The sequence below is a fragment of the Sinomonas cellulolyticus genome (genome assembly GCF_014656475.1).
GTDB lineage: Bacteria > Actinomycetota > Actinomycetes > Actinomycetales > Micrococcaceae > Sinomonas > Sinomonas cellulolyticus.
Genome location: NZ_BNCM01000006.1, coordinates 148,055 through 171,278, shown reverse-complemented (window position 1 = coordinate 171,278; position 23,224 = coordinate 148,055). Strand labels below are relative to the sequence as shown.

Below are 23,224 nucleotides of genomic sequence, written 5' to 3'. Positions count from 1 at the left end.
GTCAAGCGCTCAGGGCCTCGCGGGGACCACGACGCCGGCCTCCGCCTCGGGCGCGAGGGCGCGGAGCACCGCGCGGACGTGGCGTTCCGCGAGGGGGGCGGTCGCGGTGAACACCCCCACGAAGGACTCCCGGGCGCGCAGGAGCGGCCAGTCGTCCGGGAGCAGCTCGTACGGCATGCCCGGATCGTCCCAGGGGAAGGCGCGCCACGCGTCGAGCACCTCCACGCGCATCCGGAATCCTTCGGCGGGCTCCACCTTCCCAACGCGCAGCCGCGCAAGCCGTGCCTCGTTGGCATCGGCGAACTCGGCGTAGCGCCGCGGGGGCTCGGCCGTGTCGACGATGGCCGGACGGCGGCCGTCGAATCCGCCGTCGTCCACCCGGAACACCATGTAGTCCTCGACTCCGTAGGCCTCGGCGATCTCACGCACCTGCTCGGTCCTGTCGCGCGGCGAGAACCAGAGGGCGCCGTAGACGGGCGCGAACCCGAGCCACTTGAGGCGGGCGCGGAAGGCCTCGCGCACCTCGCGCTCCGACTCGGGCACAGAGAACGCCACGGCGGTCCACCGCCTGTCCCAGGCGACCGCGGGATCGCCGAACCGGCCCACCTCCTGGGTCCCGATCACGAGCCTGGCCCGGGCGGCCGCCGTGAACCGGTAGCGCGAGGCGCGCCCGGCGCCGTCGTTCTCGAGAACCCCCCGGGCGGCGAGGCGGCTCAGCGCGGTCGCCACGGCGGGACGGCTCAGCCCCACGTCCTCCGCGAGGCGGGTGATCGCGCGCGCGGGGAGCCACAGGTCGGTGCTGCGCCAGAACTCGCCGAGCATGCTCACGAGCAGGTGCTGGCTCGCCCCTCCCCGCTGGGGCCGGGGGAAGTCAACTATCGCGGCACCGGGCCGCCCCTGTCCGTCGTAGCGCACCCCCACATCCTTTCAGGCAGGAAGAAACTTTGCACTTTTATTGACGACCGCAGGTTTTAACGCAACGATAGATGCAGGTGACGCGCACCACATACCCTGACAACGTCGTCCTCCCAGGAGATCCGCATGACCGCCGGTCCCACCTCAGCCGCCAGCACGGTGACTGCCCCCGTTCCGGGCAGGCACGCCCGCAAGGCCGCCGTGGCGAGCTTCGCCGGAAGCACGCTCGAGTACTACGACTTCTTCATCTACGGCTCGGCCTCCGCGCTGATCTTCAACAAGATCTTCTTCCCGGGCATCGATCCGCTCCTCGGCCAGTTCCTCTCGATGGCCACCCTCGGCATCGGCTACGTGGTCCGCCCGCTCGCCGCCGGCTTCATCGGCCACTTCGGCGACCGCATCGGCCGCAAGCAGATGCTCGTCTTCACCCTCGTCTCCATGGGGCTCGCCACCTTCCTCATCGGCTGCCTTCCGCCCACCGCCGCGATCGGCGCGGCGGCCCCGATACTGCTCGTGCTGCTGCGCGTGGTCCAGGGCATCTCGGCCGCGGGCGAGTCGGTTGGAGCGGTCACGCTCTCCCTCGAGCACGCCCCCGCGGGCCGGCGCGCCTTCTTCGCGAGCTGGGTCAACACCGGCGCCGCGGCGGGCATCATGCTCGCCTCGCTCGCCTTCCTGTTCGTGTCCTTCATGCCGCAGGCCGACCTCATCGCCTGGGGGTGGCGCATCCCCTTCCTCGCGAGCATCGTGGTCGCAGTGGCCGGCTTCGTGATCCGCCGCCGCCTGCCCGAGCCCGAGGTGTTCGAGGAAGCCCGGGACGCCGGCGAGACCCGGCAGGAGCTCCCCCTCAAGGTCGTGCTGCGCGACTACTGGCCCACCGTCATCAAAGTCATCGTCTTCGGCGTCTGGGCGGTCGTGTCCACGATCGTCTCGGCCTTCAGCCTCTCCTACGCCACCAACGGCCACCTCGTCTCGAGCAGCGTCATGCTCACCACCACCATCGTGACCGCGGCCCTCGGCATCGTCGCCCAGCCGCTGTTCGGCATCCTCGCGGACAGGATCGGCCGCAAGCCCGTGTTCATCGCGGGCAACCTGATCTGCGCGGCCTCGATCTTCGCCTACTTCTGGTCGATCTCCCAGAAGGACGTGCCCCTCGTCTTCGCCACGTCGATCCTGGTCATGGTCGTGGGCTACGGCATGGTGAACCCCCTCGGCCCCGCGATCGTCGCCGAGATGTTCCCCACCCGGATCCGGTACTCGGGCGCGGCCATCTCCTCGCAGCTCGGGCTCATCGTCACCGGCTTCGCGCCCACGATCGCCGCCGCCGTCGTGCGCCCCGGCCCGGACGGCTGGGTGCCGGTCGCGGTGTTCACCGCGGTCTGCTGCTGCCTCTCGGCGCTCGTGACCCTTCTGTGGGTCCGCGAGACCTACCGGGTCGACACCCATGAGCTCGGCACCCGGAAGGGAGCCTGAGCGGTGGCCTACAGCGTCCTCATCGAGAACGGCGTCGAGACGCGGCTCAGCGACGGGACGGTGCTCCGCTCCACCGTCTACCGCCCGCTGGCTGAAGGCGAGCGCTTCCCCGTCCTGCTGACCCGCACCCCCTATGGGCGCGACCTGTCCGTCAACTCGGCCTACTTCAACCCCGCCACCGTGGCCGCCGAGGGCTTCGCGGTGATCCTCCAGGACGTCCGCGGCCGGTTCGGCTCGGACGGCGAGTTCACGCCGAGCGCCCAGGAGGCGGACGACGGCGCCGAGACCGTCGAGTGGGCCGCCCGCCTTCCGTACTCCTCGGGGACGGTGGGCATGTGGGGCCGCTCCTACTTCGCCGAGTCGCAGTGGCGCGCAGCGCGCCGTGCTCCCCGCGGCCTCGCGGCGCTTGCCCCCGGGGTCTGCGCCGCCGGCAGCGCGGACAACGGCGCCCTGTTCCGTGGCGGCGCGTCCGAGCTCGGCTCCCGGCTGAGCTGGGGCCACGGCTCCATCTCCCTCGAGGCGCTGCGCCGCGAGTTCGCCGACGATCCCGACCGGCTGGGCCGCGAGAGCGAGGCGTGGCGCGAGCTGGACGCATCCTTCGCAGACGGCTCGGCCTACGACACGCTGCCCCTGAACGACCTCAAGTCCCGGGCGAGCACCTTCATGGAGTCCCTCATCATCCCCTCCGCCGGCGGCGAGCCGGGCGGGGACGCGTCCGAGGCGTGGGACTGGCCGGCGTCCGCACCGGTGCCCCTGGCCACCCTGCACATCGGCGGATGGTTCGACATCTTCCTGCCCAACACCCTCGGGCAGTACCGGCTCCAGCTCGACGCCGCCCGGCACGACCCGTCGGTGCCGCGGCCCCGCCTGATCCTGGGCCCCTGGAGCCACGCGAGCTTCACCGGCCTGTTCCCGGACGCCGCGTTCCCCGGCGGCTCCGCGGCCGCCCTCGGCCCCTACGGGGACCTGTCCTCGATCCACGCGCAGTGGTTCCGGCACACGCTCGCGGGCGGTCCCGAACCCGCCGTGCCGCCGGTGCTCGTCTACGTCCTGGGCGAGAACCGGTGGCGGGGCTTCGAGGAGCTGCCGGAGCCCACCGGGCACCGCGAGCTCTTCCTCGGCCCCGGCGGCACTCTGGGCGACGCGCCCGGCGAGGACGCGTCCGAGCAGTACGACTACGACCCCCTCGATCCCGTCCCGTCCACGGGGGGTGCCACGATGCACCTCGGCGCCGACTTCCCGGGACCGGCGGAGCAGTCCGCCGTCGAGGCCCGCGACGACGTCCTCACCTTCACCACCGAGCCCCTCGCCGAGCCGCTCACCCTCTTCGGCGAGGTCACGGCGCACCTGTACGCCTCGTCGTCGGCCGTCGACACCGACTTCGTCGTGCGGCTCTGCCGGGTCACCCCCGACGGGCGCTCGATGTCGCTCACCGACGGGATCGTCCGCGCCTCGTGGCGGGACGCGTCCGCGCACGACGGCGTCTTCCGCGCCGGCGTGCCCCGACGCCCCCTCACGCCTGGCGCCGTCGAGGAGTACACGGTGAGCCTGTGGAGCACCGCCTGCACCTTCTCCGCCGGGGACCGGCTGCGGGTCCAGATCACCTCGAGCTGCCACCCCCGCTGGGACCGGAACCTCAACACCGGCGCGAAGGCGCTCGACTCGTCGGACACCGTGGTGGCCCACCAGCGCATCCACCTCGGCGCAGCGACCCCGAACCGGATCACGGTGGGAGTACTGTCCTAGCCATGGAGCAGACGCCGCCCGCCCTCGAGTACGCCGGAACCCTGTCCGTCCTCATCGCCGATCCGATCGACGTGGGGCCCACGCCCGAGGGCCACCGGAGGATCGTCCCGATCACCGGTGGGACTGTCTCGGGTCCGCGCCTCAACGGGCGGGTGCTGCCGGGCGGCGCCGACTTCCAGATCCTGCACACGCCCGAGCTCTCCCAGCTCGACGCGCGCTATGCGGTCGAGACCGAGGACGGGGCCATCGTCTCGGTGGACAACGCCGCCATCCGGGCCGGGTCCGCCGAGGCCCTCGGCCGGATCGCGCGCGGGGAGCCGGTGGACCCTGCCGAGATCTACTTCCGCTGCGCGCCCCGGCTGAGGGCCTCCGACCCGCAGTGGGACTGGGTCAACCGGACCCTGTTCGTGGGGACGGGCGAGCGGTACCCGGACAGCGTCGTCGTGCATCTCTTCACCGTGGCCTGAGGTCCGGCCGGCCCGCGAGCCTCGGCGCGCCGCGCGGGGGGCGGCGCATAGGGTGGAGCTCATGGCGGATGCAGAGGAGCTCCTGCGCGAGCTGGCAAGGCGGCACGGTGTGGCGACCTGGTTCTGGGGCTGGGGCGGGTCACGTCAGGAGGTGGGGGCCGGCACGCTGCGGTCCGTGCTGGGCGCGCTGGGGGTGCCCACCGACACCCCCGAGGCGATGCGGCAGGCCCTTCAGGACAGCGAGCTCGCGCCCTGGCGCCGGCTCCTCCCGGCGGTCACCGTGGTGCGGGAGGGCGCCGACGCGCAGGTGCTCGCCCACGTGCCGCACGGCAGCAGGGTCAGCGTGTGGGTCGTCGCCGAGGACGGGAGGGAGCACCCGGCGCGGCAGGTGGAGAACCACGATGAGGCCCGGACGGTCGACGGCGTGCTCACCGGCCGCGCGGCCTTCCTCCTCCCGCAGGACCTCCCTCTGGGCTGGCATACGCTGCACGCCCGGGGCGACGGGCTTGCGGCAGAGGCACCGCTCGTGGTCACCCCGCAGGCACTCAGCACTACGGGGCGCCTCGAGGACAGCCAGCGGTGGGGGCTCATGGCCCAGCTCTACTCGGTGCGCTCGCAGAGGTCCTGGGGGGTCGGCGACCTGGGCGACCTCGCGGACCTCGCCGCCGTGGGAGCGGAGCAAGGGGCAGACTTCGTCCTCGTCAACCCGCTGCACGCGGCGGAACCGAAGCCTCCCCTCGAGGATTCCCCCTACCTCCCGACCACGCGCCGCTTCGTCAACCCCCTGTACCTGCGCGTCGAGGACATCGCCGAGTTCGCGTACCTGCCGCCCGCGGAGCGTTCACGGGTGGAGGAACTCGGCCGGGCCCTCCAGCCCGCCAACTCCTCCTCGGAGCTCCTCGACCGCGACGCCGCCTACGCGGCGAAGCTCGAGGCCCTCGACCTCGTGTGGCGGGTGCCGCGCAGCCCTGCCCGCGAGCACGCCTACGCCCGGTTCCGGGCGGAGGCGGGGCGGGGCCTTGAGGACTTCGCACGGTGGTGCGTGCTGGCGGCCGGACGGGAGGATGGCGCGGACTTCTACCGATGGCTCCAGTGGGTGTGCGACGAGCAGCTCGCCTCGGCCCACCGCACGGCCCTCGGCGCCGGGATGCAGATCGGCCTCATCCATGACCTCGCCGTGGGGGTGCGCCCCGACGGTGCGGACGGGTGGGCCCTCTCCGACGTGCTGGCGGCGGGCGTGACCGTGGGCGCCCCGCCGGACATGTTCAACCAGCAGGGCCAGAACTGGAGCCAGCCGCCCTGGCACCCCCAGAGGCTCGCGGAGTCCGGCTACGCGGCCTACAGGGACATGCTCCGCACGATCCTGCGCCATGCGGGCGGGATCCGGGTGGACCACATCCTCGGCCTCTTCCGGCTCTGGTGGATTCCCGAGGGGCACGCCCCGGGCGAGGGCACCTACGTGCACTATGACCATGAGGCCCTCGTCGGGATCCTCGCGCTCGAGGCGCAGCGGGCCGGCGCCGTCGTGATCGGCGAGGACCTGGGCGTCTTCGAACCGTGGGTGCGCGACTACCTGGCCGAGCGGGGAATCCTGGGCACCTCGATCCTCTGGTTCGAGTACGACGGCGACCGCCCCCTCGCGCCGGAGGCGTACCGGCGCGCGTGCCTCACGAGCGTGAACACCCACGACCTCCCGCCGACGGCCGGCTACCTCGCCGGAGAACACGTGCGGCTCAGGGAGTCGCTGGGCCTGCTCGAAAGGCCTGTCTCCGAAGAGCTCGAGGCAGCCCGCGCCGAGATCGACGGCGTGGTCGGGCTCCTGCGGGAACGCGGCCTTCTCCCGGAGGGCGCAGACCTCGCCGACGAACAGCGCGTCATCGAGGCCCTCTACCGCCTGATCACCTTCACGCCGTCCTGCCTCCTCGGCGTCGCCCTCGTGGACGCGGTGGGCGAACGCCGCACCCAGAACCAGCCGGGGACCTATCGCGAGCATCCCAACTGGCGGATCCCGCTCACGGACGCGGAGGGTGCGGCCGTGCTCATCGAGGAGCTTCCCGACCACGAGCGCTTCGCCTCGCTCCTCGCGGCTGTCCGCGAGTCGCTGGCGCAGCGGGCGGCCGGACGCCAGGGAGGGTCGACGGATGAGTGAGAAGATGCGAAGGCCGGGCGGCCAGGACGGCCGCGCGGCAGGCGACGGCAAGCGCGTCTCGCATGCCAAGGTCGTGGGCCTCGCGACCGCCGGCGCCGTGGGCGGCTTCCTCTTCGGGTTCGACTCCTCCGTGGTCAACGGCGCGGTCGATTCCATCCGCTCGGCTTTCGCCCTCTCCCAGGCGGTGACCGGCTTCGCGGTGGCGATCGCGCTCATCGGATGCGCGGTCGGCGCGTGGCTCGCCGGGTCAATCGCAGACCGCTACGGCCGCATCCCCGCCATGAAGCTGGGCGCCCTCCTCTTCCTCGTGAGCGCGATCGGCTCGGGGCTCGCGGTCGGCGTCTGGGACCTCGTCCTCTGGCGCCTCGTGGGCGGCCTCGGGATCGGGCTTGCATCGGTGATCGCGCCGGCCTACATCGCCGAGATCTCGCCGCGCCACATGCGCGGGCGCCTCGCGTCGCTCCAGCAGCTCGCGATCACGGTCGGCATCTTTGCGGCCCTGCTCAGCGATGCCCTCCTCGGCACGAGTGCGGGCGGCGCAGACCACGCCTTCTGGCTCGGGCTGGGGGCCTGGCGGTGGATGTTCATCATGGGGGCGGTGCCCGCCATCGTCTACGGCTGGATCGCCTTCGTGCTCCCTGAGTCGCCGAGGTTCCTCATCCTCAAGGGCAAGGAGGATGCAGCGCGCCGGATCTTCGACGACACGGCGCCGGACGAGGACACGGACCGGGCCATCAGGGACATCCGGGAGGCAATCGAGCAGGACAGGCTCTCTGAGCGCAAGGGCGCCCTGCGCGGCAGTGCACTGGGCCTCAAGCCGGTCCTGTGGGTCGGGATCGCCCTCTCCGTGTTCCAGCAGTTCGTGGGGATCAACGTGATCTTCTACTACTCGACGTCGCTGTGGAAGTCCGTGGGCTTCGGCGAGGGCTCCTCACTCCTGATCTCCGTGCTGACCTCGGTGACGAACATCCTCGTCACGCTCGTCGCGATCGCGCTCGTGGACCGCGTCGGCCGCAAGCCGATCCTCCTCGTGGGCTCGGCCGGGATGGCGGTCGCGCTGGGTACTATGGCGCTCGCCTTCTCGACGGCCACGGTCACCAACGGGGAGCCGAGCCTGAGCGGGCCGTGGGGTCCGGTGGCCCTCGTCGCAGCCAACCTGTTCGTGGTCTGCTTCGGCGCGTCGTGGGGACCGGTCGTGTGGGTCCTGCTCGGCGAGATCTTCCCGCCCGCGATCCGGGCGAGGGGCCTCGGCATCGCAGCAGCGGCGCAGTGGGTCGCGAACTTCCTCATCACGGTCTCATTCCCGCCGATGGCGGCGTGGTCGCTGCCGCTCACCTACGGCATGTACACGCTGTTCGCCGTGCTCTCCTTCGTGTTCGTCCTCGCGAAGGTGCCGGAGACCAACGGCATGTCGCTCGAGCAGGCCGAGACCCTGTTCGTGCGCCCCCCAAAGAAGCGCGGAAGCTAGGGCCGGCCCCGGCCGCCCTACGGCGAGAACGGCCGGGGGACCAGCGGGAACTGCTCGATCAGGCGCAGCGCTGCTGCGTGAGGCCGTAGGGCACGCTCTGGTCGCGGACCACGGTGTACTTCCCGGCGGCTTCACGGGTGACGAGGATGCCGCAGCACGGGGCAGCCGCTGCACGCTCCTGGAGGGAGCCGATCGCGCTTCCGAGCGCCGAGTCGAGCTCGTGGGCAGAGCGGACAATCACCGTCAGGCTCTCGTGCGAGTGCGCATGATGGGACATGGAATCTCCTTGTACTGACACGCGTCGCGCCATAAAAATGCGACAGTCGAGGGTAGGTCGGGACGAGCTCGTCCAACAACTGCAAGAACTCCTGCACATCTTGGCATGCGACATCTGTCGCAGGGAAGCTGTGATCATCAAGACACTCTGTATGGTCAAGACCACATCTACAGCGCGGTAGGCTAGGAAAGCCCTGTAAGAGGGGTCACATTTTCCGGTTTACTGCGAAGGTCTGCGCATAATGACAACGCCAAACCCCTCCCGGGTCCCGTCGGGCTCACCGTCGAGCCACCACGAGGAACCGCACCTCTCCCGCGGCCTGTCCAACCGCCACATCCAGCTGCTGGCGATCGGCGGAGCCATCGGCACCGGCCTCTTCATGGGCTCCGGCAAGACCATCTCGGTGGCCGGCCCGTCCGTGATCTTCGTCTACATGCTCATCGGCTTCATGCTCTTCTTCGTGATGCGCGCCATGGGCGAGCTCCTGCTGAGCAACCTCAACTACAAGTCCTTCTCGGACTTCGCCGGCGACCTGCTCGGTCCCTGGGCCGGCTTCTTCACCGGCTGGACGTACTGGTTCTGCTGGGTCGTCACCGGAGTGGCGGACGTCGTCGCGATCGCCGGCTACGCCAACGAGCTGTGGCCCGGCATCCCGCTGTGGATCCCCGGCGTGGCGACCATCCTGATCCTCCTCGCCCTCAACCTGCCCACCGTCAAGGCGTTCGGCGAGGTCGAGTTCTGGTTCGCCCTCATCAAGATCGTCGCGATCCTGGCGCTCATCGTCACCGGCCTGTGGATGATCTTCGGCGGCTTCACCTCCAGCGCCGGCACCGCGTCCTTCGCGAACCTCTGGCAGCACGGCGGGTTCTTCCCGAAGGAGTTCATGGGCTTCGTGGCCGGCTTCCAGATCGCGGTCTTCGCATTCGTGGGCATCGAGCTCGTGGGCACCGCCGCCGCCGAGACGAAGAATCCGGAGCACAACCTCCCCCGCGCCATCAATGCGATCCCCGTCCGCGTCGGCCTGTTCTACGTGGGCGCCCTCGTGATCCTCATGTCCGTCACGCCGTGGATGGAGTTCAAGGCAGGGCACTCGCCGTTCATCGGCATGTTCTCCCTCGCCGGGCTCGGCGCGGCCGCGACGATCGTCAACCTCGTGGTCCTCACCTCCGCGATGTCGAGCGCCAACTCCGGCATCTACTCGACCTCACGCATGGTGTTCGGCCTCGCCATGGAGGGCGACGCCCCGGCGGCGTTCGGCAAGCTGTCCTCCCGCAAGGTGCCGCAGAACGCGCTGTTCCTCTCCTGCGTGCTGCTGCTCTCGGGTGTCGTCCTTCTCTACTCGGGCAAGAGCATCGGTGACGCGTTCGACATGGTCACCACGGTCTCCGCGGTCTGCTTCATGTTCGTCTGGTCGATCATCCTCGCCAGCTACCTCGTGTTCCTCAAGCGCCGCCCCGAGCTGCATGCGGCCTCGAAGTACAAGATGCCCGGCGGCCGGGCGATGGTGTGGGTCGTGTTCGCGTTCTTCGCGTTCCTCGTCTGGGCCCTGACCACGCAGCCTGACACGCTCATGGCACTCCTCGTGACGCCGGTCTGGTTCCTGATCCTGTTCGCCGCCTGGCAGGTCGTCAAGAAGTCCCCGGTGCACCAGGCGCGCATCGTCAACCACCGCGAGACTCTCGCGGAAGAGGCCAAGGTCAACGCCTGATCCCAGCCTCTGGCCTCCTGGGCCACGCACGACGGCGGGTGTTCGGCTCACACGAGCCGGGCACCCGCCGTCGTGCTTAAGCTGGGCGCATGAGCCGCTACGCCCCGCACACCACGCCGGCACTCGAGCCGGAGGACGCCGCGCGCCTCGCCGAGGCACTTTCCGCACTGGACGTCTCGCTGTTCGTGGACGGGACGGCGCACCGGCTGGCGGGGCCGGCCGACGCGGCGGTGCGGGACCTGCTCGCGCGGCTCGCCCGCGGCGAGGCCGTGACGGTGAGCAGTGCCGAGGATGTGCTGACGGTCGCGCAGGCGGCCGAGCTGGCGGGGATCAGCCACTCCTACGTCCGCAAGCTGACGACGAACGGCACGTGGCCGGTTGAGTACCGTGGGACGCACCGGCGGATCAAGCGCGAGGACGTGCTCGCGTGGGTGGCCGCCCAGGGGACGTCCCGGCAGCGCAGCGCTGAAGGGCAGACAGAGGGCTAGATCCTCGGCCGGGCCGCCCAGCGGCGGGCCTTGAGCGCGAGGTGCAGTTCCTGCCGCACGCGGCCCGAGAGCGGCTCCGCACGGATGATCTTCCGCACCCGGGCAAGCCGGTGGTAGACGGTGGAGCGGTGAACGTGGAGGCGGTCGGCAACGGTCTGGACGGCGCCGTCGGAGTCGTAGAGCGTCTCGAGCACGGGCAGGAGCTCGTCGTTGCGGTCCTCGGCCTCGAGCAGGGAGAAATAGACGCTCGTCGGCTCGGCAGCGAGGGCGCCCATGAGCTGGTAGGCGCCGACGCTGCGCACGTCCACGAGCTCACCGAGCTCGGGGTCCACCGCGGCGGCCTGAGCGGCGGTCTTGGCCTGCGTGTACGCCTCCCCGAGCGCCCGCAGCGCGGAGAACGGCTCGCTGATCCCCACGAGAACGCGCCCCGCCGGGCGGCCGGACCGCTTGGCGAGCTCGCGCTCGTAGTGCGTGAGGACGGCAGCGTGGGCGGCCCGGGCCGTGGTGCCGGTGAAGAGGACGACCGCGTGCGTCTCCGTCCCGGCGGTGAACAGTGCGGGATCGATGCCCGCGGTGGCCTGCATGGCGGCGGAGCTGTTCGCCACGACGGCGGCCTGCGGGTCCTGGGGCGTGACGCCGTCCGGATCCAGGAGCACCACCATCTGCCAGGGTGCGTGGCCGTGCACCTCGCGCCAGCCGGCGATGGCGGCGAGCGCGGAGCGGTCCCCGCCGGCGGCGGCGAGGAACTCCGCCTCTCGGCGGCGACGGTGCTCGGACTCGGCGGTGTTGGACTCGAGCAGGAGCTGGCCGATGAGGTCCAGCTCGAGGCGGATGCTCGGCAGCGCGGCGAGGATCTCCGCTGACGTCGGCTCGTCGGCTCCCTGCTGGACCCACAGGTACCCGACCCGGAATCCGCGCACGAGCAGCGGCACGCAGACGCGCCCGTACATGCCGAGCTCCGGATTGGCGGGGACGGTCACGGGGCGGACGGCGGTGGCGATGCCGTGCGAGAGCTGCCACGCCTGCACCCCGGGCGGGAGGCGCTTGGAGAGCAGGAAGTTCACCCGGACCGGGTCGGCCTGGGCCTGATTGGACGAGTAGGCGATGAGCACCCCGTCGAGGTCCTCGACGCTCAGCCCGCGCCCGAGCTTGGCCGCCGCCGCTTCCACCAGATCTTCGACGCCGTGCCGCATGGCTCCAAGCATACGGGGCGCCAAAGCACACGAGGAGACAAGTGACGCCCGCTCCTACGACAAGTGTTCAATCCAAAACAGCGAGATCGCCGGAATTCCGGGGGTTACGTCGTCGGGCCTCCTCTGATTCCTGTAACGCGCCTCACAGCCGGGCCTACGCTGGAGACAGGCCTACAGGCCATCGAGCGCTCCTCGAACAGCCACCGAAGCAACGGAGACGAAAGTGATCATCGGAGTCCCCAAGGAAATCAAGAACAACGAGTTCCGCGTCGCCATGACGGCCGCGGGCGTGCACGAGTTCGCGTCACACGGCCACACGGTCCTGGTCGAGCGCGGAGCTGGTGTGGCCTCCGGCATCACCGATGACGAGTACCACGTGGCCGGAGCCGAACTGGTCACCGACGCCGCGGACGTGTGGGCCCGGGCGGACATGGTCATGAAGGTCAAGGAGCCGATCGCCTCCGAGTACCGCTACTTCCGCAAGGGCCTCATCCTCTTCACCTACCTCCACCTCGCCGCCGAGCCGGAGCTCACCCGCGCCCTGCTCGACTCCGGCGTCACTGCGATCGCCTACGAGACGGTCCAGGAGGGTCGCCGCCTCCCGCTGCTCGCCCCGATGTCCGAGGTGGCCGGCCGCCTCTCGGTGCAGGTCGGCGCGCAGTCGCTCCTCGCCCCGAACGGCGGCAAGGGCATCCTCCTCGGCGGCGTCCCGGGCGTGCGTCCGGCGAAGGTCGCCGTGCTCGGCGCCGGCGTGGCGGGGACCAACGCTGCCGTCGTCGCCATGGGGCTCGGTGCTGAGGTCACCATCCTCGACATCAACATCGCCCGGCTCACCGAGCTGGATGCCCTGTACGGCGGGCGCCTCAAGACCGTCGCGTCCAACAAGTACGAGATCGAGAAGTCCCTTGTGGAGGCGGACCTCGTGATCGGTTCCGTCCTGATCCCCGGCGCCAAGGCGCCGAAGCTGGTGACCAACGAGCTGGTGGCCCGGATGAAGCCCGGCAGCGTGCTCGTGGACATCGCGATCGACCAGGGCGGCTGCTTCGAGGACTCCCACCCCACCACCCATCAGGACCCCACCTTCCAGGTCCACAACTCGACGTTCTACTGCGTGGCCAACATGCCCGGCGCCGTGCCGAACACGTCGACCTACGCGCTGACGAACGTCACCCTGCGCTACGGGATCATGCTCGCCGACATGGGCGTCAAGGCCGCCCTCGACAAGGACGCCGCACTTGCCGCCGGCCTCAACGTCGCGGCCGGGAAGGTCACCCACCGCTCGGTCTCCGAGGCGCTCGGCCTCCCGCTCACCTCGGACTGGCACGAGGTCGTCGCCGCCTGAGGCTGACGGCGCGGCCCGCCTGAATCCGGCGTACCCGTAGGGGCACAAAGACCGTGGCAGCACGGTCTTTGTGCCCCTACGCTTTGGCCATGAAGGACGACGGCGCGCCCCGCCTGGGCTTCCTCGGCGCCACCGACTCGGTCACCGGGTCGAGGTATCTGATCGAGCACGAAGGCAGGCGCATCCTCGTGGACTGCGGCCTCTTCCAGGGCTACAAGAAGCTGCGCGAGCGGAATCGGGCGCCGCTGCCGGTGGCACCCGCGTCCGTCGACGCCGTCGTCCTCACCCACGCCCACCTGGACCACTCGGGGTACATCCCGGCCCTGGTCAAGCAGGGCTTCCGCGGCCCCGTGCACTCGACCTCAGGCACGGCGGACCTCTGCTCACTCCTCCTGCCGGACAGCGGCCACCTCCAGGAGGAGGAGGCCGAGACGTCACGGCTGCGCGGTTCTTCCCGCCATGCGAGCCCGCAGCCCCTCTACACGGCGAGGGATGCCGTCGACTCCCTCGCGCACTTCCGCCCGCACGCCTTCCGGGAGCCGCTGGATCTGGGAGGCGGCATCGAGGCGGAGTTCGTCCCCGCGGGCCACATCCTCGGCGCCGCCCAGGTCAGGCTGACCATTCGCCCAGGCGCGGGCGAGCGTCCCCTCACCGTGCACTTCACCGGCGACCTCGGCCGCAACGACGACCCGCTCATGAACCCGCCGGCACCCCTCGAACCGGCCCGCGTGCTCGTCACCGAGTCCACCTACGGAGACCGGGCGCACCCTCAAGAGGACCCAGCCGAGGCCCTCGGGGAGGTGGTCCGCCGGGTCGCGAAGCGCAACGGCGTGGTGGTCATCGCGGCGTTCGCCGTGGGACGGGCCGAGACGCTCATGCTGCACCTCGCGCGGCTGCGGCGGAGCAACCGGATCCCGGATGTCCCTGTCTACCTCAACAGCCCCATGGCCGTGGACGCGACGGACCTGTACCAGAAGTATCCGGAAGAGCACCGGATCAGCGAGCGGGAGTTCCGCGAGATGTACGCGCTGCCCTGCATGGTGCGCGAAGCCGACGACTCGCGGCTGCTCAACCTTCGCGGCGGCCCCATGGTCATCATCTCGGCATCCGGCATGCTCACTGGCGGGCGGGTGCTGCACCACCTCGAGGCCTACGGCGACGACCCGCGCAACGCGATCATCCTCACCGGCTACCAGGCGGGAGGCACACGGGGTGCGTCGCTCCTCGGCGGCGCCACGAGCCTGCGCATCTACGGCAGGGACGTGCCGATCCGGGCCGAGGTCGTGAGCATCCAGAGCCTCTCCGCCCACGCCGACGCCGACGCGATCCTGCACTGGATGGGAGCCTGTCCGCGCCGGCCGGAGATGGTCTATGTGACCCACGGAGAGGTCAACGCCTCGGATACCCTGCGCCGGCGGATCCAGCACGAGCTCGGCTGGCGCGCCCGCGTCCCCGAGCACCTCGAACGCGTGGACCTGGACGAGCCACGCTGAACCGGAACCATCAGGAGGATGTCATGAAGAGCATCCGGCTCGCCGCCGTGACGGGCTCGGTCGCACTGGCCCTTTCCCTCGCGGGATGCTTCGGGTCGCCCTCGGCGGGACCTTCTGCAAGCGCCTCTGGGAGCGCGACGCCGAGCGCCTCCGCAAGCCCAGCGCAGTCCACGGCCGCCGCGCCGACCAGCACCGCGCCGTCGAGCGCCGCGCCCACCACTTCCGCGCCCACCACAGCGGCCCCGAGCACGGCGACGCCCGCGGCCCCCGCGCCGTCGTCCTCCACCGCGCCCGCCCCCGCGCCCACGGCGACAACCCCGGCGAGCACAGCACCCGCTGCGGGCCAGCTGCCCGAGCAGACGGCGCCGCTGGCGATCTTCTACATCGCCGTGGGAGACGGCGGGGTATCCGGGCCGGCGATCGGCTGCGGTGACAGCGCCGTGGCCACCAGCACCGAGCCCGTGACGTTCCGCGACCAGGTGGGGCCAGCCCTCAGCCGGCTGTTCGCGAACCACAGCCGGGACGTCGGGCAGTCGGGGCTCGTCAACGTCCTGTACCAGTCGAACCTCGCGTACGCCGGCGGCAGCTTCGACGGGACCACGATCACGGTGTACCTCACCGGGCAGTTCCTCCTGGGCGGAGTGTGCGACATCCCGCGTGCGGAGGCACAGATCAGCTTCACAGCCATGGCTGCTGCCGGAGCGCAGAGGGCCGCGGTGTTCGTGAACGGGCGCCCGCTGGCGGAGGTGTTGAGCCTCAAGTAGGCCCGGCCTACGCTTGAAGGACGGGACGAGGAACCGAGGCGAAGAGACGATGTCAGGATTCGAGCCCGACGGCGACGACCGCGTGCACAGCGAGGCACCAGCCGAGGGCGACCCCGATCAGGACGTGGCAGAGGTCCGCGTGCACTCCGAGGACCCGGCGGAGGGCGCCGACGACGAGTAGGTCGGGAGCCGAGCAGGTGCAGCCGGCTCGGACACCATGAAGGCCTGGCCCCGGTTGCTGGGGCCAGGCTAAGCTTCCTGCGCCGTGCCGCCGACTACCCGGCCGAGGTTGGCGAGGCCCTTCTCGAAGTCCTTGCCCACGAGCTTGTCCATGTCCATGAACTTCGCGAACACGGCCGCGACGCCCCGGTTCTCGCCTTTCATGGCCCAGGTGACCCGGGTGCCCCCGTGGTCGGGCTCGAAGGTGAACCCGGTGGGATTCACGGCCTTGAACGGCTTGACGAAGACGAGGCGCATCCGGATGCTCTGCGGCTCGACGGCCTCGAGGATCTGCATGCTGCCGGCGCCGGCCTTGCGGTTGCCCCGCCACGAGTACTGGGCGCCCACTCCTGAAGCCGGCCCGCTGTAGGTGCGTTGCATCGCCGGATCCAGGGCCTCCCATGGGGACCACTCGGCCCACCGGTGGAAGTCCGCCACGTGGGGGTACACCGCCTCCGGCGGGGCTGGAATGAAGGCGCTGCGCGAAATGGTGTAAGCGGCCATGCAGCCCATGCTAGGCGTGCAGGCCGCTTACACGGCAGAGTCGGGCGGGCGTGCCCCCGACGGATGGAAAGGGTATCGCTGAGGGGCTAAGCGGTCAGACGCCGCTGCGGCTGCGGCCGAAGATCCACCCCAGGACGGCGAGGATCAGGAGGATGATTCCGACCCACAGGAGGAAGTTCAGTGCGGAGTTAAAGCCACCCACAAGCAGCAGGATGATCGCAATGATGCCGGCGATGATGATGAGCGTATTCATGCCATGACCATTCCCCTCACAGGCGTTCTCCAAACTAGAACGACGTGCGGGAAGTGAAGATGCAGGCCTGGGCGAAGGCGTTGATGCCCGCTCCCACTTGTTCGCGCATTGTTCGCACACGCCTGCGCGCGCAAATCCCTCCTCCGCACTGAGGGCCCCGAGCGGCGCGCAGGCGGCCGGCTGGAGGCCTTGGTGCGGCAGGAGTCCTAGCCCCTACTCATCCTTTTCAGGGCTCAGAGGATCATGCGCGTCCGGGGGAAGCGACACCGGGGCGTAGGGGTCCTCTGGCCTGCCCTCGTCCGGCTCTTCGGACCCCGGCTCACCGGCAGAGCGCTCGCCGCCCGAGCGCTCGTCGCCCGAGCGCTCACCGTCCGAGCGCTCGTCGGGCGCGTTGCGAGGCCCGTCCGGGGGATCGCTTTCCGGGCCGCCAGGAGCGTAGTGCCTATCGAAGGGGCCGCCGGGCTCCGGTTCGCGGCCCGGAGGCTGAGGTTCACCCGGAGGCCGCCCCGGCGACGGTTCGCCGGGGCCCGGCGACGGTTCACCCGGGGTGGGCGGAGTGGGCGGCGGCTCGCCGGGTACGGGGCCTCCGGGCGACGGCCTGCCCGGGACGGGGAAGGGATCCGGGCTCGGGTCGATCGGCGGGATCGTCCCCGGATCCGGCTGTGGGACACCGGGCTCGGGAGCGCCGGGCTGGGGCGGGAGAGTCGCCCTGACAGGAAGCGCGGTCACCGTGAGCTCCCCGCTGCCCGCACTGCCGGACAGGGCAGTGGTCGAGAGCGCCGTGCTGTCCGCGAGCGCGCTTGCACCGGTGGTGGAGGCGGTCGTATCCATCTCGAGTCTCATGGAGGAGTGTTTCCCCCTCGGGGATCCGCCACACATTGGCAGGTTTAGAGAATGGCGCAGAGGGGCAATGGCGGGATGCGAGAGGAAGGGCATGACCGGCCCTTCCGTGTTCCGCAGGAGGACCGACCATGGGTGCCGGAGACAAGTTCGAGAACAAGGCCGAGGAACTCAAGGGCAAGGCCAAGGAGGGCGTCGGCAACGCCACGGACAACGAGAAGCTTCAGGCCGAGGGCCAGGCGGACCAGGCCAAGGCGGGCGTCAAGCAGGCTGGCGAGCACGTCAAGGATGCTGCCCGCGACGTGACGGGACACTGATCGTCCTTCTCCGGATGCCCCTCTAGGGGTAGCCGATTTCGATGGCGGCGAGCCACCCCACACGGGGCGGGTCGCCGCCATCGTGCGTCCGGGAAACCCTTGCGAGAGCAACAAAGGGTGCATAAAGGACAACTTCGGGCTACTCTGTGTGAGTGACTTCACAGGACATCGAACTCCAGCGAGACGAGCTCACCGCGGAGACCCAGACAGCCCTCGAGCGTGCTGAGGCAAGCCACCGCCACGAGGCCCTGTTCTCCGAACGCGCCCACAACATCAAGCAGTCAGCCGTCCGGGACGTCTTCGACATCTCCGTCCGCCCCGGGCTCGTCTCGCTGGCTGGCGGTTCGCCGAGCCTGGCCAAGCTCCCGCTGGGCCTCGTTGCCGAGACAGCGTCCCGCGTGATCACGGAGCACGGCATGGAGGCGCTGCACTACGGCACCGGGAAGGGCACCCCCGAGCTGCGCGCGCTGATCTGCGAGATCATGGCGGAAGAGGGCATCCTCGGCGCCTCGCCCGAAGACGTCGTCGTCACCACCGGCTCGCAGTCCGCGCAGGACATCGCTGCGAAGGTGTTCTGCAACCCGGGCGACGTGGTCCTCGTCGAGGACCCCACCTACGTGGGAGCGCTCAACACCTTCGAGGCCTACCAGGTGAGGGTCGAGCCGGTCCGGATGGACGAGGACGGCCTCGTTCCGGACGAGCTCGAGGCCCGGATCGAGGCGCTCGAGGCCGAGGGGAAGTCCATCAAGCTCCTCTACACGATCCCCAGCTTCAACAATCCCTCCGGCATCACCATGGCCGCCGGGCGCAGGCAGCGGATCGTGGACATCTGCCGCGAGCACAACATCCTCGTCCTCGAGGACAACCCATACGGCATGCTCCGCTTCGACGGGCACCCATTGACCCCGCTGCGCGCCGACAACCCCGATGACGTCATCTACTGCGGCTCGTTCTCGAAGATCTTCTCCCCCGGCGTCCGTCTCGGCTGGGCGCTCGTGCCCAAGCACCTGTACCGCCGCTTCTACCTCGCCGCCGAGGCCGTGGTGCTGTGCCCGTCCACCCTCAACCAGCTGATCGTCACCGAGTTCTTCCGCGCCTTCGACTGGCGCGGCTACCTCGCCGAGTCCCGCGCTGTCTACGCCGAGCGGTGCAAGGCGATGCTCGCGGCGCTCGGAGAGGCGTTCCCCCGCGAGGCATTCCCCGCCGAGGAGGGGAAGGGCATCGAGTGGACGACGCCGGAGGGCGGCTTCTTCGTCTGGGTCACCCTGCCCGCGGGGATCGACACGTACCCGCTCCTGCACGAGGCGATCGACGCGGGGGTGGTGTTCATCCCGGGTGCCGCGTTCACGCCGTCGGACACGGCCAACAGCCACCTCCGCCTCGCCTTCTCGGGGGTGGAGCCGGAACGCATCCGCGAAGGGGTGCGGCGGCTCGCCCCCGTGATCCGGGCGGCGGTGGAGGCGCACGCGGGGTGAGGTGCGGCCTCCCCCAGTACACCGCAAATGGTGGGTTGAGCAGGGTGCGGACGCCTCCGACCCTGCTCAACCCACCATTTCGCGCGTGGGGAGGGACTCGCCGGGGCGACTCACCCGCCGATCGCGCGGAGGGCGTTGATCTGGCCGTGCCCGTAGAAGGAGTTGTAGGCACGTCCGCCCGTGCAGGCCTGCGGCGTGCCGCCGTCCAGGGCAGGGAAGAAGCTGTAGATGCTGACGTCCGCCGGGCAGGCGATCGGGTCCGCGGTGTTCGCGATCCGTGAGGCGATCTGGCCCGAGTTCGCCCCCGTGCTTGCGAGGAGCGCTGCCAGGCCGGCCACATGCGGTGTGGCCATCGAGGTGCCCTGGAGGTAGCAGTACTTGGCACCGGAATCGTAGACCGCCCGGCTGCAGCCGATGGACGCCGGCCAGGTCGAGAGCACGCGCCCATTCGGGGCGGCGGCCGTGCGCTGGAGGACTGAGTCACCGCCTGGTGCCGTGACGTCCACGACGCCGATTCCATAGCTCGAGAAGAACGACTTGAGGCCAAGGTTGCCCACGGCGGAGACCGTGACGACTCCGGGCACCTCAGCGGGAACCACGGCGCACGCGTTGGTGATGTCGCGGACAACGGGGGCCGTGGTGTCGGGGCTCGTCGCGTCCTGGGTCGGATGCGCCAGATCGTCGGCCTGGTTGTTGGCGGCCGCGACCACGAGCGTGCCTTTCGACTGCGCGTACCTGATGGCGCGGCGCTCGGCCTCCCAGATGGCCCTCTGCTGCGGATCGTTCTTGCAGTTGAAGAGCCACGGGTCGCCGAAGTACGAGTTGTTGGTGACCGCGATGCCGTGATCGGCGGCCCACATGAAGGCGCACACCACGGCTTCGGGGAAGAAGAAGCCGCTGGCGTCCCCGGCCTTGATCCCGGCGAGCTTCACGTTGGGGGCCACGCCGACGATCCCGAGGCCGTTCTTCGCGGCAGCGATCGTGCCCGCGGTATGGGTGCCGTGCCCGTAGTCATCCATCCACGCTGCGGGGTCCTGATTCGGCACCCCGCCGATGCACGAGGCGGACTTCGCGAAGTCCACGTTCGGGGCGAGGTCCGGGTGGCTCCAGTCGAGGCCCGTGTCGATGTCGCCGACCACCACAGACGGGCTGCCGCCGCTGATCGCCCGCGCCTCGGGAGCGTGGATCTGCGTCATGTCCCACTGGAGGCCGGAGAGCGGGTCGTCGCCCGGAGCCAGCGAGGCGGGGACGGTCTGGTCGGCGGGGCCGTCAGCAGCATCGTCCTTGAGTGCCACGCCGAATGATGCGGTCGCGGACGCCGCGTCGACGCTCGCGTCTGCGGCGCGGAGCTTCGCGGGGAAGTTTGACGCCGACGAGCTCACCACGGCGACGCCGATGGCGCTGTAGTCAGCGACCACCGATCCCCCCGAGGCCTGGATCGCCGAGAGGGACGCACCCGCGGCCTTCCCCCCGGACCTGTAGAGCACGAGGTAGTTCTGGGCCTGCTGCCCCTGGACGGTCGGGGCTGCGCCGGTCGGTGTCTCCGCGATCGCCGCGGGTACGGCGCTGGCCGCGGCAATCCCTACGGCGAGGCCAGCGCAGAGCAGGGGTCTGGCAAGTGAGCGTGATCGCATCGTGCGCCTTCCATCCCGCCGGGATCCGGGCGGCGGCCCCCGGCCTGAACTCCACCGAGGCGGTCGCCGTGGCGGGTCGAGGTGCGCACAGACTGGGCTGCGCGGTCCTCCGACGAGTCAAGAGGTTAGTGGCCCATGTCACACGATGGAAGAGGCCTTTCAGGACTTGTCACTCACGTTTCGGCTGCTCGTACACCCACGGCAGGCGCGCCGTCGTCAGGCGATGGCGCGCCGTTCCGGGCGCCTCCGGATCGCCGTACTGGGCGTCGCCCTCCCAGAGGACGGCCGTCATCCTGCCGCCCTCATCGCGCAGCTGGACGCTCGAGAAGAGGGCCGGCGGCTGCGGCGCCGAGGCGAGCGCGGCGCCCACCGAGGAGGCGCCCCGCAGCGCGTTCAGTGTGATCCACGTCGGCGGGAACAGGGTGAGTGTGCCGGTGGCGTGGCGGTCGAGCGCAGCTGCGGGCTCCATCCAGACGGAGTCGACATGCTCGTGCGCGCTGATGAGGAGCTCTCCGCCGGGATCCGCCGCGAGGAAGAACCACGTCACGAGCCGCTTGGGCACCTGTGCCGGCGGGACCCACCGCGAGAACGCCACGAGTCCGGAGTCGTTCAGCACAAGCCCGGTCTCCTCGCGCGTCTCGCGGACGGCCGCACGCCGCACGCGCGCAGGAGCGGAGACCGCCGCACCCGTGGAGGAGCCGCCGTCGTTCGCCCCGTCCTCGGGATCGCCCGGCAGCGAGTCCTCGGGGTCCACGCGGCCCCCGGGGAACGCCCACGCACCGCCGAACGAGCCCGTCGAGAGGCGCTCGAGGAGCAGGACCTCGAGCCCCGCGGCGCCGTCCCGGAGCACCACCACCGTCGCGGCCTCCCCGTCCACGGGCGGCGTAGAAGCCGGATTCACATGCGCTGCCATACCGCCCAATGTAGCCGGGTGCCCGGCAGGGGTGCCGCCCGGCCTACCCTTGGAAGCGTGTCCCTGACCCGCCGACAGCTCCTCCGCGCCACCGCAGCGGCCGCAGTCCTCGCTCCCCTCGTGCCTGCCGTGACGGGCTGTGCGCCCGGCGAGGTGGTCCCTGAGACGCAGTTCGGCGCGCGGCTCCCCATCCCCCCGCTCGACGAGGGCACGCTGGACGGCGGGACCCGCACCTTCCGCCTCGCGCCGCAGGCCGGGACGCACGAGTTCGTGCCCGGCAAGCCGGCGCAGACCATGGGCTACAACGGCGCCTACCTCGGGCCCACCCTGCGTGCCGCGCGGGGAGAGCGCGTCCGGGTGGCTGTCGAGAACCGGCTCACTGAGGCCACCACGGTCCACTTCCACGGCATGGTGCTGCCGGCCGCGGCGGACGGCGGCCCGCACGCCATGATCAACCCGGGCGCCTCGACGAACCCCGAATGGACCATCGACCAGCCCGCCGCGACCCTCTGGTACCACCCGCACCCGCATGGCAGCACCGAGAAGCAGGTGGGGTACGGCCTCGCGGGGCTGTTCATCCTGGACGAGCCCGGGACCAACGAGGCGGCCGCGCTCCCCCACACCTACGGCGTGGACGACATCCCCCTCATCGTCCAGGACCGCCGCCTCGATGCCGACGGAAAGATCACGTTCGACCCGGCCGGCAACTCCCTCGGCACCCTCGGCAACTCGATCGCGGCCAACGGCACGCTCGGCGCGGTCCTGTCCGTCACCACCCAGCGCGTTCGCCTCCGCATCCTCAACGCGAGCAACGGCCGCTGGTTCAAGTTCGGCCTCGCCGACCACCGCCCCTTCCACATGGTCGCGTCCGACGGCGGCCTGCTCGCCGCCCCCCTCGAGCTCACGTCGGTGCAGCTCTCCCCTGCCGAGCGGGCCGAGATCGTCGTGGAGCTGAAGCCCGGCGAGTCCGTGATGCTGCGCTCGTTCGCCCCGGACCTCGGCCGGGTCAACCCGCCCGATGCGTTCGGAGGCGGCAAGGAGTTCGACGTGGTGAGGCTCGACGCCGCGGCCAGCCTCGCGCCGTCGGCCGCCCTCCCGGCAGCGTTCGCCGCGCTGCCAGCACCCGAGGGGACCACGACGGCGGTCTCGCGCTCGTTCACGTTCAACGGCCGCAGCATCAACAACAAGACCATGGACATGAACCGGATCGACTTCACCGCAGCGCCGGGCGAGGCGGAGGTGTGGTTCGTGGACAACGTCAGCGCGTACCAGCACAACGTGCATGTCCACGGAGTCCAGTTCAGGCTCGTGGACATCGACGGAAAGCAGCCGCCGCCCGAGCGGGCAGGGTGGAAGGACACGATCCCGCTCCTGCCGCGGGAGCAGAACCGGATCGCGTTCCGCATGCCGAAGTACGCGGACTCCGAGCACCCGTACATGTACCACTGCCACCTCCTCACGCACGAGGACGAGGGCATGATGGGGCAGTTCCTGGTTGCGGAGGCGGGAGCGGCCGGGCCGGCGGGGTCAGGGACGCCGAGCCCGCACCAGCACGGCTGAGGCGTTCGGAACTGCACAGAGCCGATGTG

Annotated in this window: 21 protein-coding genes; 14 read left to right on the top strand and 7 right to left on the bottom strand. The window is 70.6% G+C overall.

Features of this window, described 5'->3' with window-relative positions; all coding sequences use genetic code 11:
* Window positions 1–9: 9 nt before the first annotated feature.
* The gene (locus tag IE231_RS09715; protein ID WP_189693752.1) at window positions 10–915 is read right to left on the bottom strand and encodes a PaaX family transcriptional regulator; all 906 of its coding nucleotides are present in this window, start codon (window positions 913–915) and stop codon (window positions 10–12) included.
* A 126-nt stretch (window positions 916–1,041) separates the two neighbouring features.
* Here IE231_RS09715 and IE231_RS09710 point away from each other — a divergent pair, with 126 nt between their 5' ends.
* From IE231_RS09710 to IE231_RS09690, 5 genes are all read left to right on the top strand, one after another.
* Window positions 1,042–2,385 (top strand): MFS transporter, encoded by a 1,344-nt coding sequence (locus IE231_RS09710; protein ID WP_189693751.1) that lies wholly within the window; start codon window positions 1,042–1,044, stop codon window positions 2,383–2,385.
* A 3-nt stretch (window positions 2,386–2,388) separates the two neighbouring features.
* Window positions 2,389–4,131 carry a CocE/NonD family hydrolase gene (locus IE231_RS09705; RefSeq protein WP_189693750.1) on the top strand — a complete coding sequence of 581 codons (1,743 nt, stop codon included), beginning with the start codon at window positions 2,389–2,391 and terminating at the stop codon, window positions 4,129–4,131.
* 2 nt (window positions 4,132–4,133) lie between these two features.
* Window positions 4,134–4,598 (top strand): DUF3237 domain-containing protein, encoded by a 465-nt coding sequence (locus IE231_RS09700; RefSeq protein ID WP_189693749.1) that lies wholly within the window; start codon window positions 4,134–4,136, stop codon window positions 4,596–4,598.
* 61 nt (window positions 4,599–4,659) lie between these two features.
* On the top strand, window positions 4,660–6,747 hold the full coding sequence (locus IE231_RS09695; protein WP_189693748.1) for a 4-alpha-glucanotransferase: 2,088 nt from the start codon (window positions 4,660–4,662) through the stop codon (window positions 6,745–6,747).
* Complete coding sequence (locus tag IE231_RS09690; protein WP_229866614.1) at window positions 6,740–8,215, top strand: sugar porter family MFS transporter; 1,476 nt, start codon at window positions 6,740–6,742, stop codon at window positions 8,213–8,215. The genes IE231_RS09695 and IE231_RS09690 overlap by 8 nt, the downstream gene beginning before the upstream one ends.
* A gap of 58 nt (window positions 8,216–8,273) precedes the next feature.
* Here IE231_RS09690 and IE231_RS09685 read toward each other — a convergent pair whose 3' ends face one another.
* Window positions 8,274–8,492: a hypothetical protein gene (locus IE231_RS09685; RefSeq protein ID WP_189693747.1), complete on the bottom strand. Its 219-nt coding sequence runs from the start codon at window positions 8,490–8,492 to the stop codon at window positions 8,274–8,276.
* 241 nt (window positions 8,493–8,733) lie between these two features.
* Between IE231_RS09685 and IE231_RS09680 the strand changes: the two genes are divergently transcribed.
* Window positions 8,734–10,200, top strand: coding sequence for an amino acid permease (locus tag IE231_RS09680; RefSeq protein WP_189693746.1), 1,467 nt, complete (start codon window positions 8,734–8,736; stop codon window positions 10,198–10,200).
* An 89-nt stretch (window positions 10,201–10,289) separates the two neighbouring features.
* Window positions 10,290–10,688 (top strand): excisionase family DNA-binding protein, encoded by a 399-nt coding sequence (locus tag IE231_RS09675; protein ID WP_189693745.1) that lies wholly within the window; start codon window positions 10,290–10,292, stop codon window positions 10,686–10,688.
* Here IE231_RS09675 and IE231_RS09670 read toward each other — a convergent pair.
* A complete protein-coding gene (locus IE231_RS09670; RefSeq protein WP_189693744.1) occupies window positions 10,685–11,881 on the bottom strand; it encodes a PucR family transcriptional regulator in 1,197 nt (398 codons plus the stop codon). The genes IE231_RS09675 and IE231_RS09670 overlap by 4 nt on opposite strands.
* 223 nt (window positions 11,882–12,104) lie before the next feature.
* Here IE231_RS09670 and ald point away from each other — a divergent pair, with 223 nt between their 5' ends.
* The 4 genes from ald (at window position 12,105) to IE231_RS18435 (ending at window position 15,661) form a co-directional block, all read left to right on the top strand.
* Window positions 12,105–13,223 (top strand): alanine dehydrogenase, encoded by a 1,119-nt coding sequence (gene ald / locus IE231_RS09665; protein WP_189693743.1) that lies wholly within the window; start codon window positions 12,105–12,107, stop codon window positions 13,221–13,223.
* 89 nt (window positions 13,224–13,312) lie between these two features.
* Window positions 13,313–14,716, top strand: coding sequence for an MBL fold metallo-hydrolase RNA specificity domain-containing protein (locus IE231_RS09660; protein ID WP_189693742.1), 1,404 nt, complete (start codon window positions 13,313–13,315; stop codon window positions 14,714–14,716).
* 23 nt (window positions 14,717–14,739) lie between these two features.
* Window positions 14,740–15,480, top strand: coding sequence for a hypothetical protein (locus IE231_RS18235; protein ID WP_229866613.1), 741 nt, complete (start codon window positions 14,740–14,742; stop codon window positions 15,478–15,480).
* 49 nt (window positions 15,481–15,529) lie between these two features.
* Complete coding sequence (locus IE231_RS18435) at window positions 15,530–15,661, top strand: hypothetical protein (protein ID WP_255430046.1); 132 nt, start codon at window positions 15,530–15,532, stop codon at window positions 15,659–15,661.
* 68 nt (window positions 15,662–15,729) lie between these two features.
* Here the strand turns inward: IE231_RS18435 and IE231_RS09650 are convergent, their stop codons facing one another.
* Window positions 15,730–16,203 (bottom strand): SRPBCC family protein, encoded by a 474-nt coding sequence (locus IE231_RS09650; protein ID WP_189693741.1) that lies wholly within the window; start codon window positions 16,201–16,203, stop codon window positions 15,730–15,732.
* A gap of 94 nt (window positions 16,204–16,297) precedes the next feature.
* Entirely contained in the window at window positions 16,298–16,456 is a 159-nt protein-coding gene (locus IE231_RS09645) for a hypothetical protein (protein WP_189693740.1), read from the bottom strand.
* Window positions 16,457–17,427: 971 nt separating this feature from the next.
* Between IE231_RS09645 and IE231_RS09640 the strand changes: the two genes are divergently transcribed.
* Both IE231_RS09640 and IE231_RS09635 read left to right on the top strand, forming a co-directional pair.
* Window positions 17,428–17,613, top strand: a complete 186-nt coding sequence (locus IE231_RS09640) for a CsbD family protein (RefSeq protein ID WP_189693739.1) — start codon at window positions 17,428–17,430, stop codon at window positions 17,611–17,613.
* 152 nt (window positions 17,614–17,765) lie between these two features.
* Window positions 17,766–19,088, top strand: a complete 1,323-nt coding sequence (locus IE231_RS09635) for an aminotransferase-like domain-containing protein (RefSeq protein ID WP_189693738.1) — start codon at window positions 17,766–17,768, stop codon at window positions 19,086–19,088.
* Window positions 19,089–19,198: 110 nt separating this feature from the next.
* Here IE231_RS09635 and IE231_RS09630 read toward each other — a convergent pair whose 3' ends face one another.
* Both IE231_RS09630 and IE231_RS09625 read right to left on the bottom strand, forming a co-directional pair.
* A complete protein-coding gene (locus tag IE231_RS09630; protein ID WP_189693737.1) occupies window positions 19,199–20,722 on the bottom strand; it encodes a S8 family serine peptidase in 1,524 nt (507 codons plus the stop codon).
* Window positions 20,723–20,891: 169 nt separating this feature from the next.
* Window positions 20,892–21,635, bottom strand: a complete 744-nt coding sequence (locus IE231_RS09625; protein WP_189693736.1) for an NUDIX hydrolase — start codon at window positions 21,633–21,635, stop codon at window positions 20,892–20,894.
* Window positions 21,636–21,692: 57 nt separating this feature from the next.
* Between IE231_RS09625 and IE231_RS09620 the strand changes: the two genes are divergently transcribed.
* Window positions 21,693–23,195 (top strand): multicopper oxidase family protein, encoded by a 1,503-nt coding sequence (locus IE231_RS09620; protein ID WP_189693735.1) that lies wholly within the window; start codon window positions 21,693–21,695, stop codon window positions 23,193–23,195.
* The last annotated feature ends 29 nt before the right edge of the window (window positions 23,196–23,224 follow it).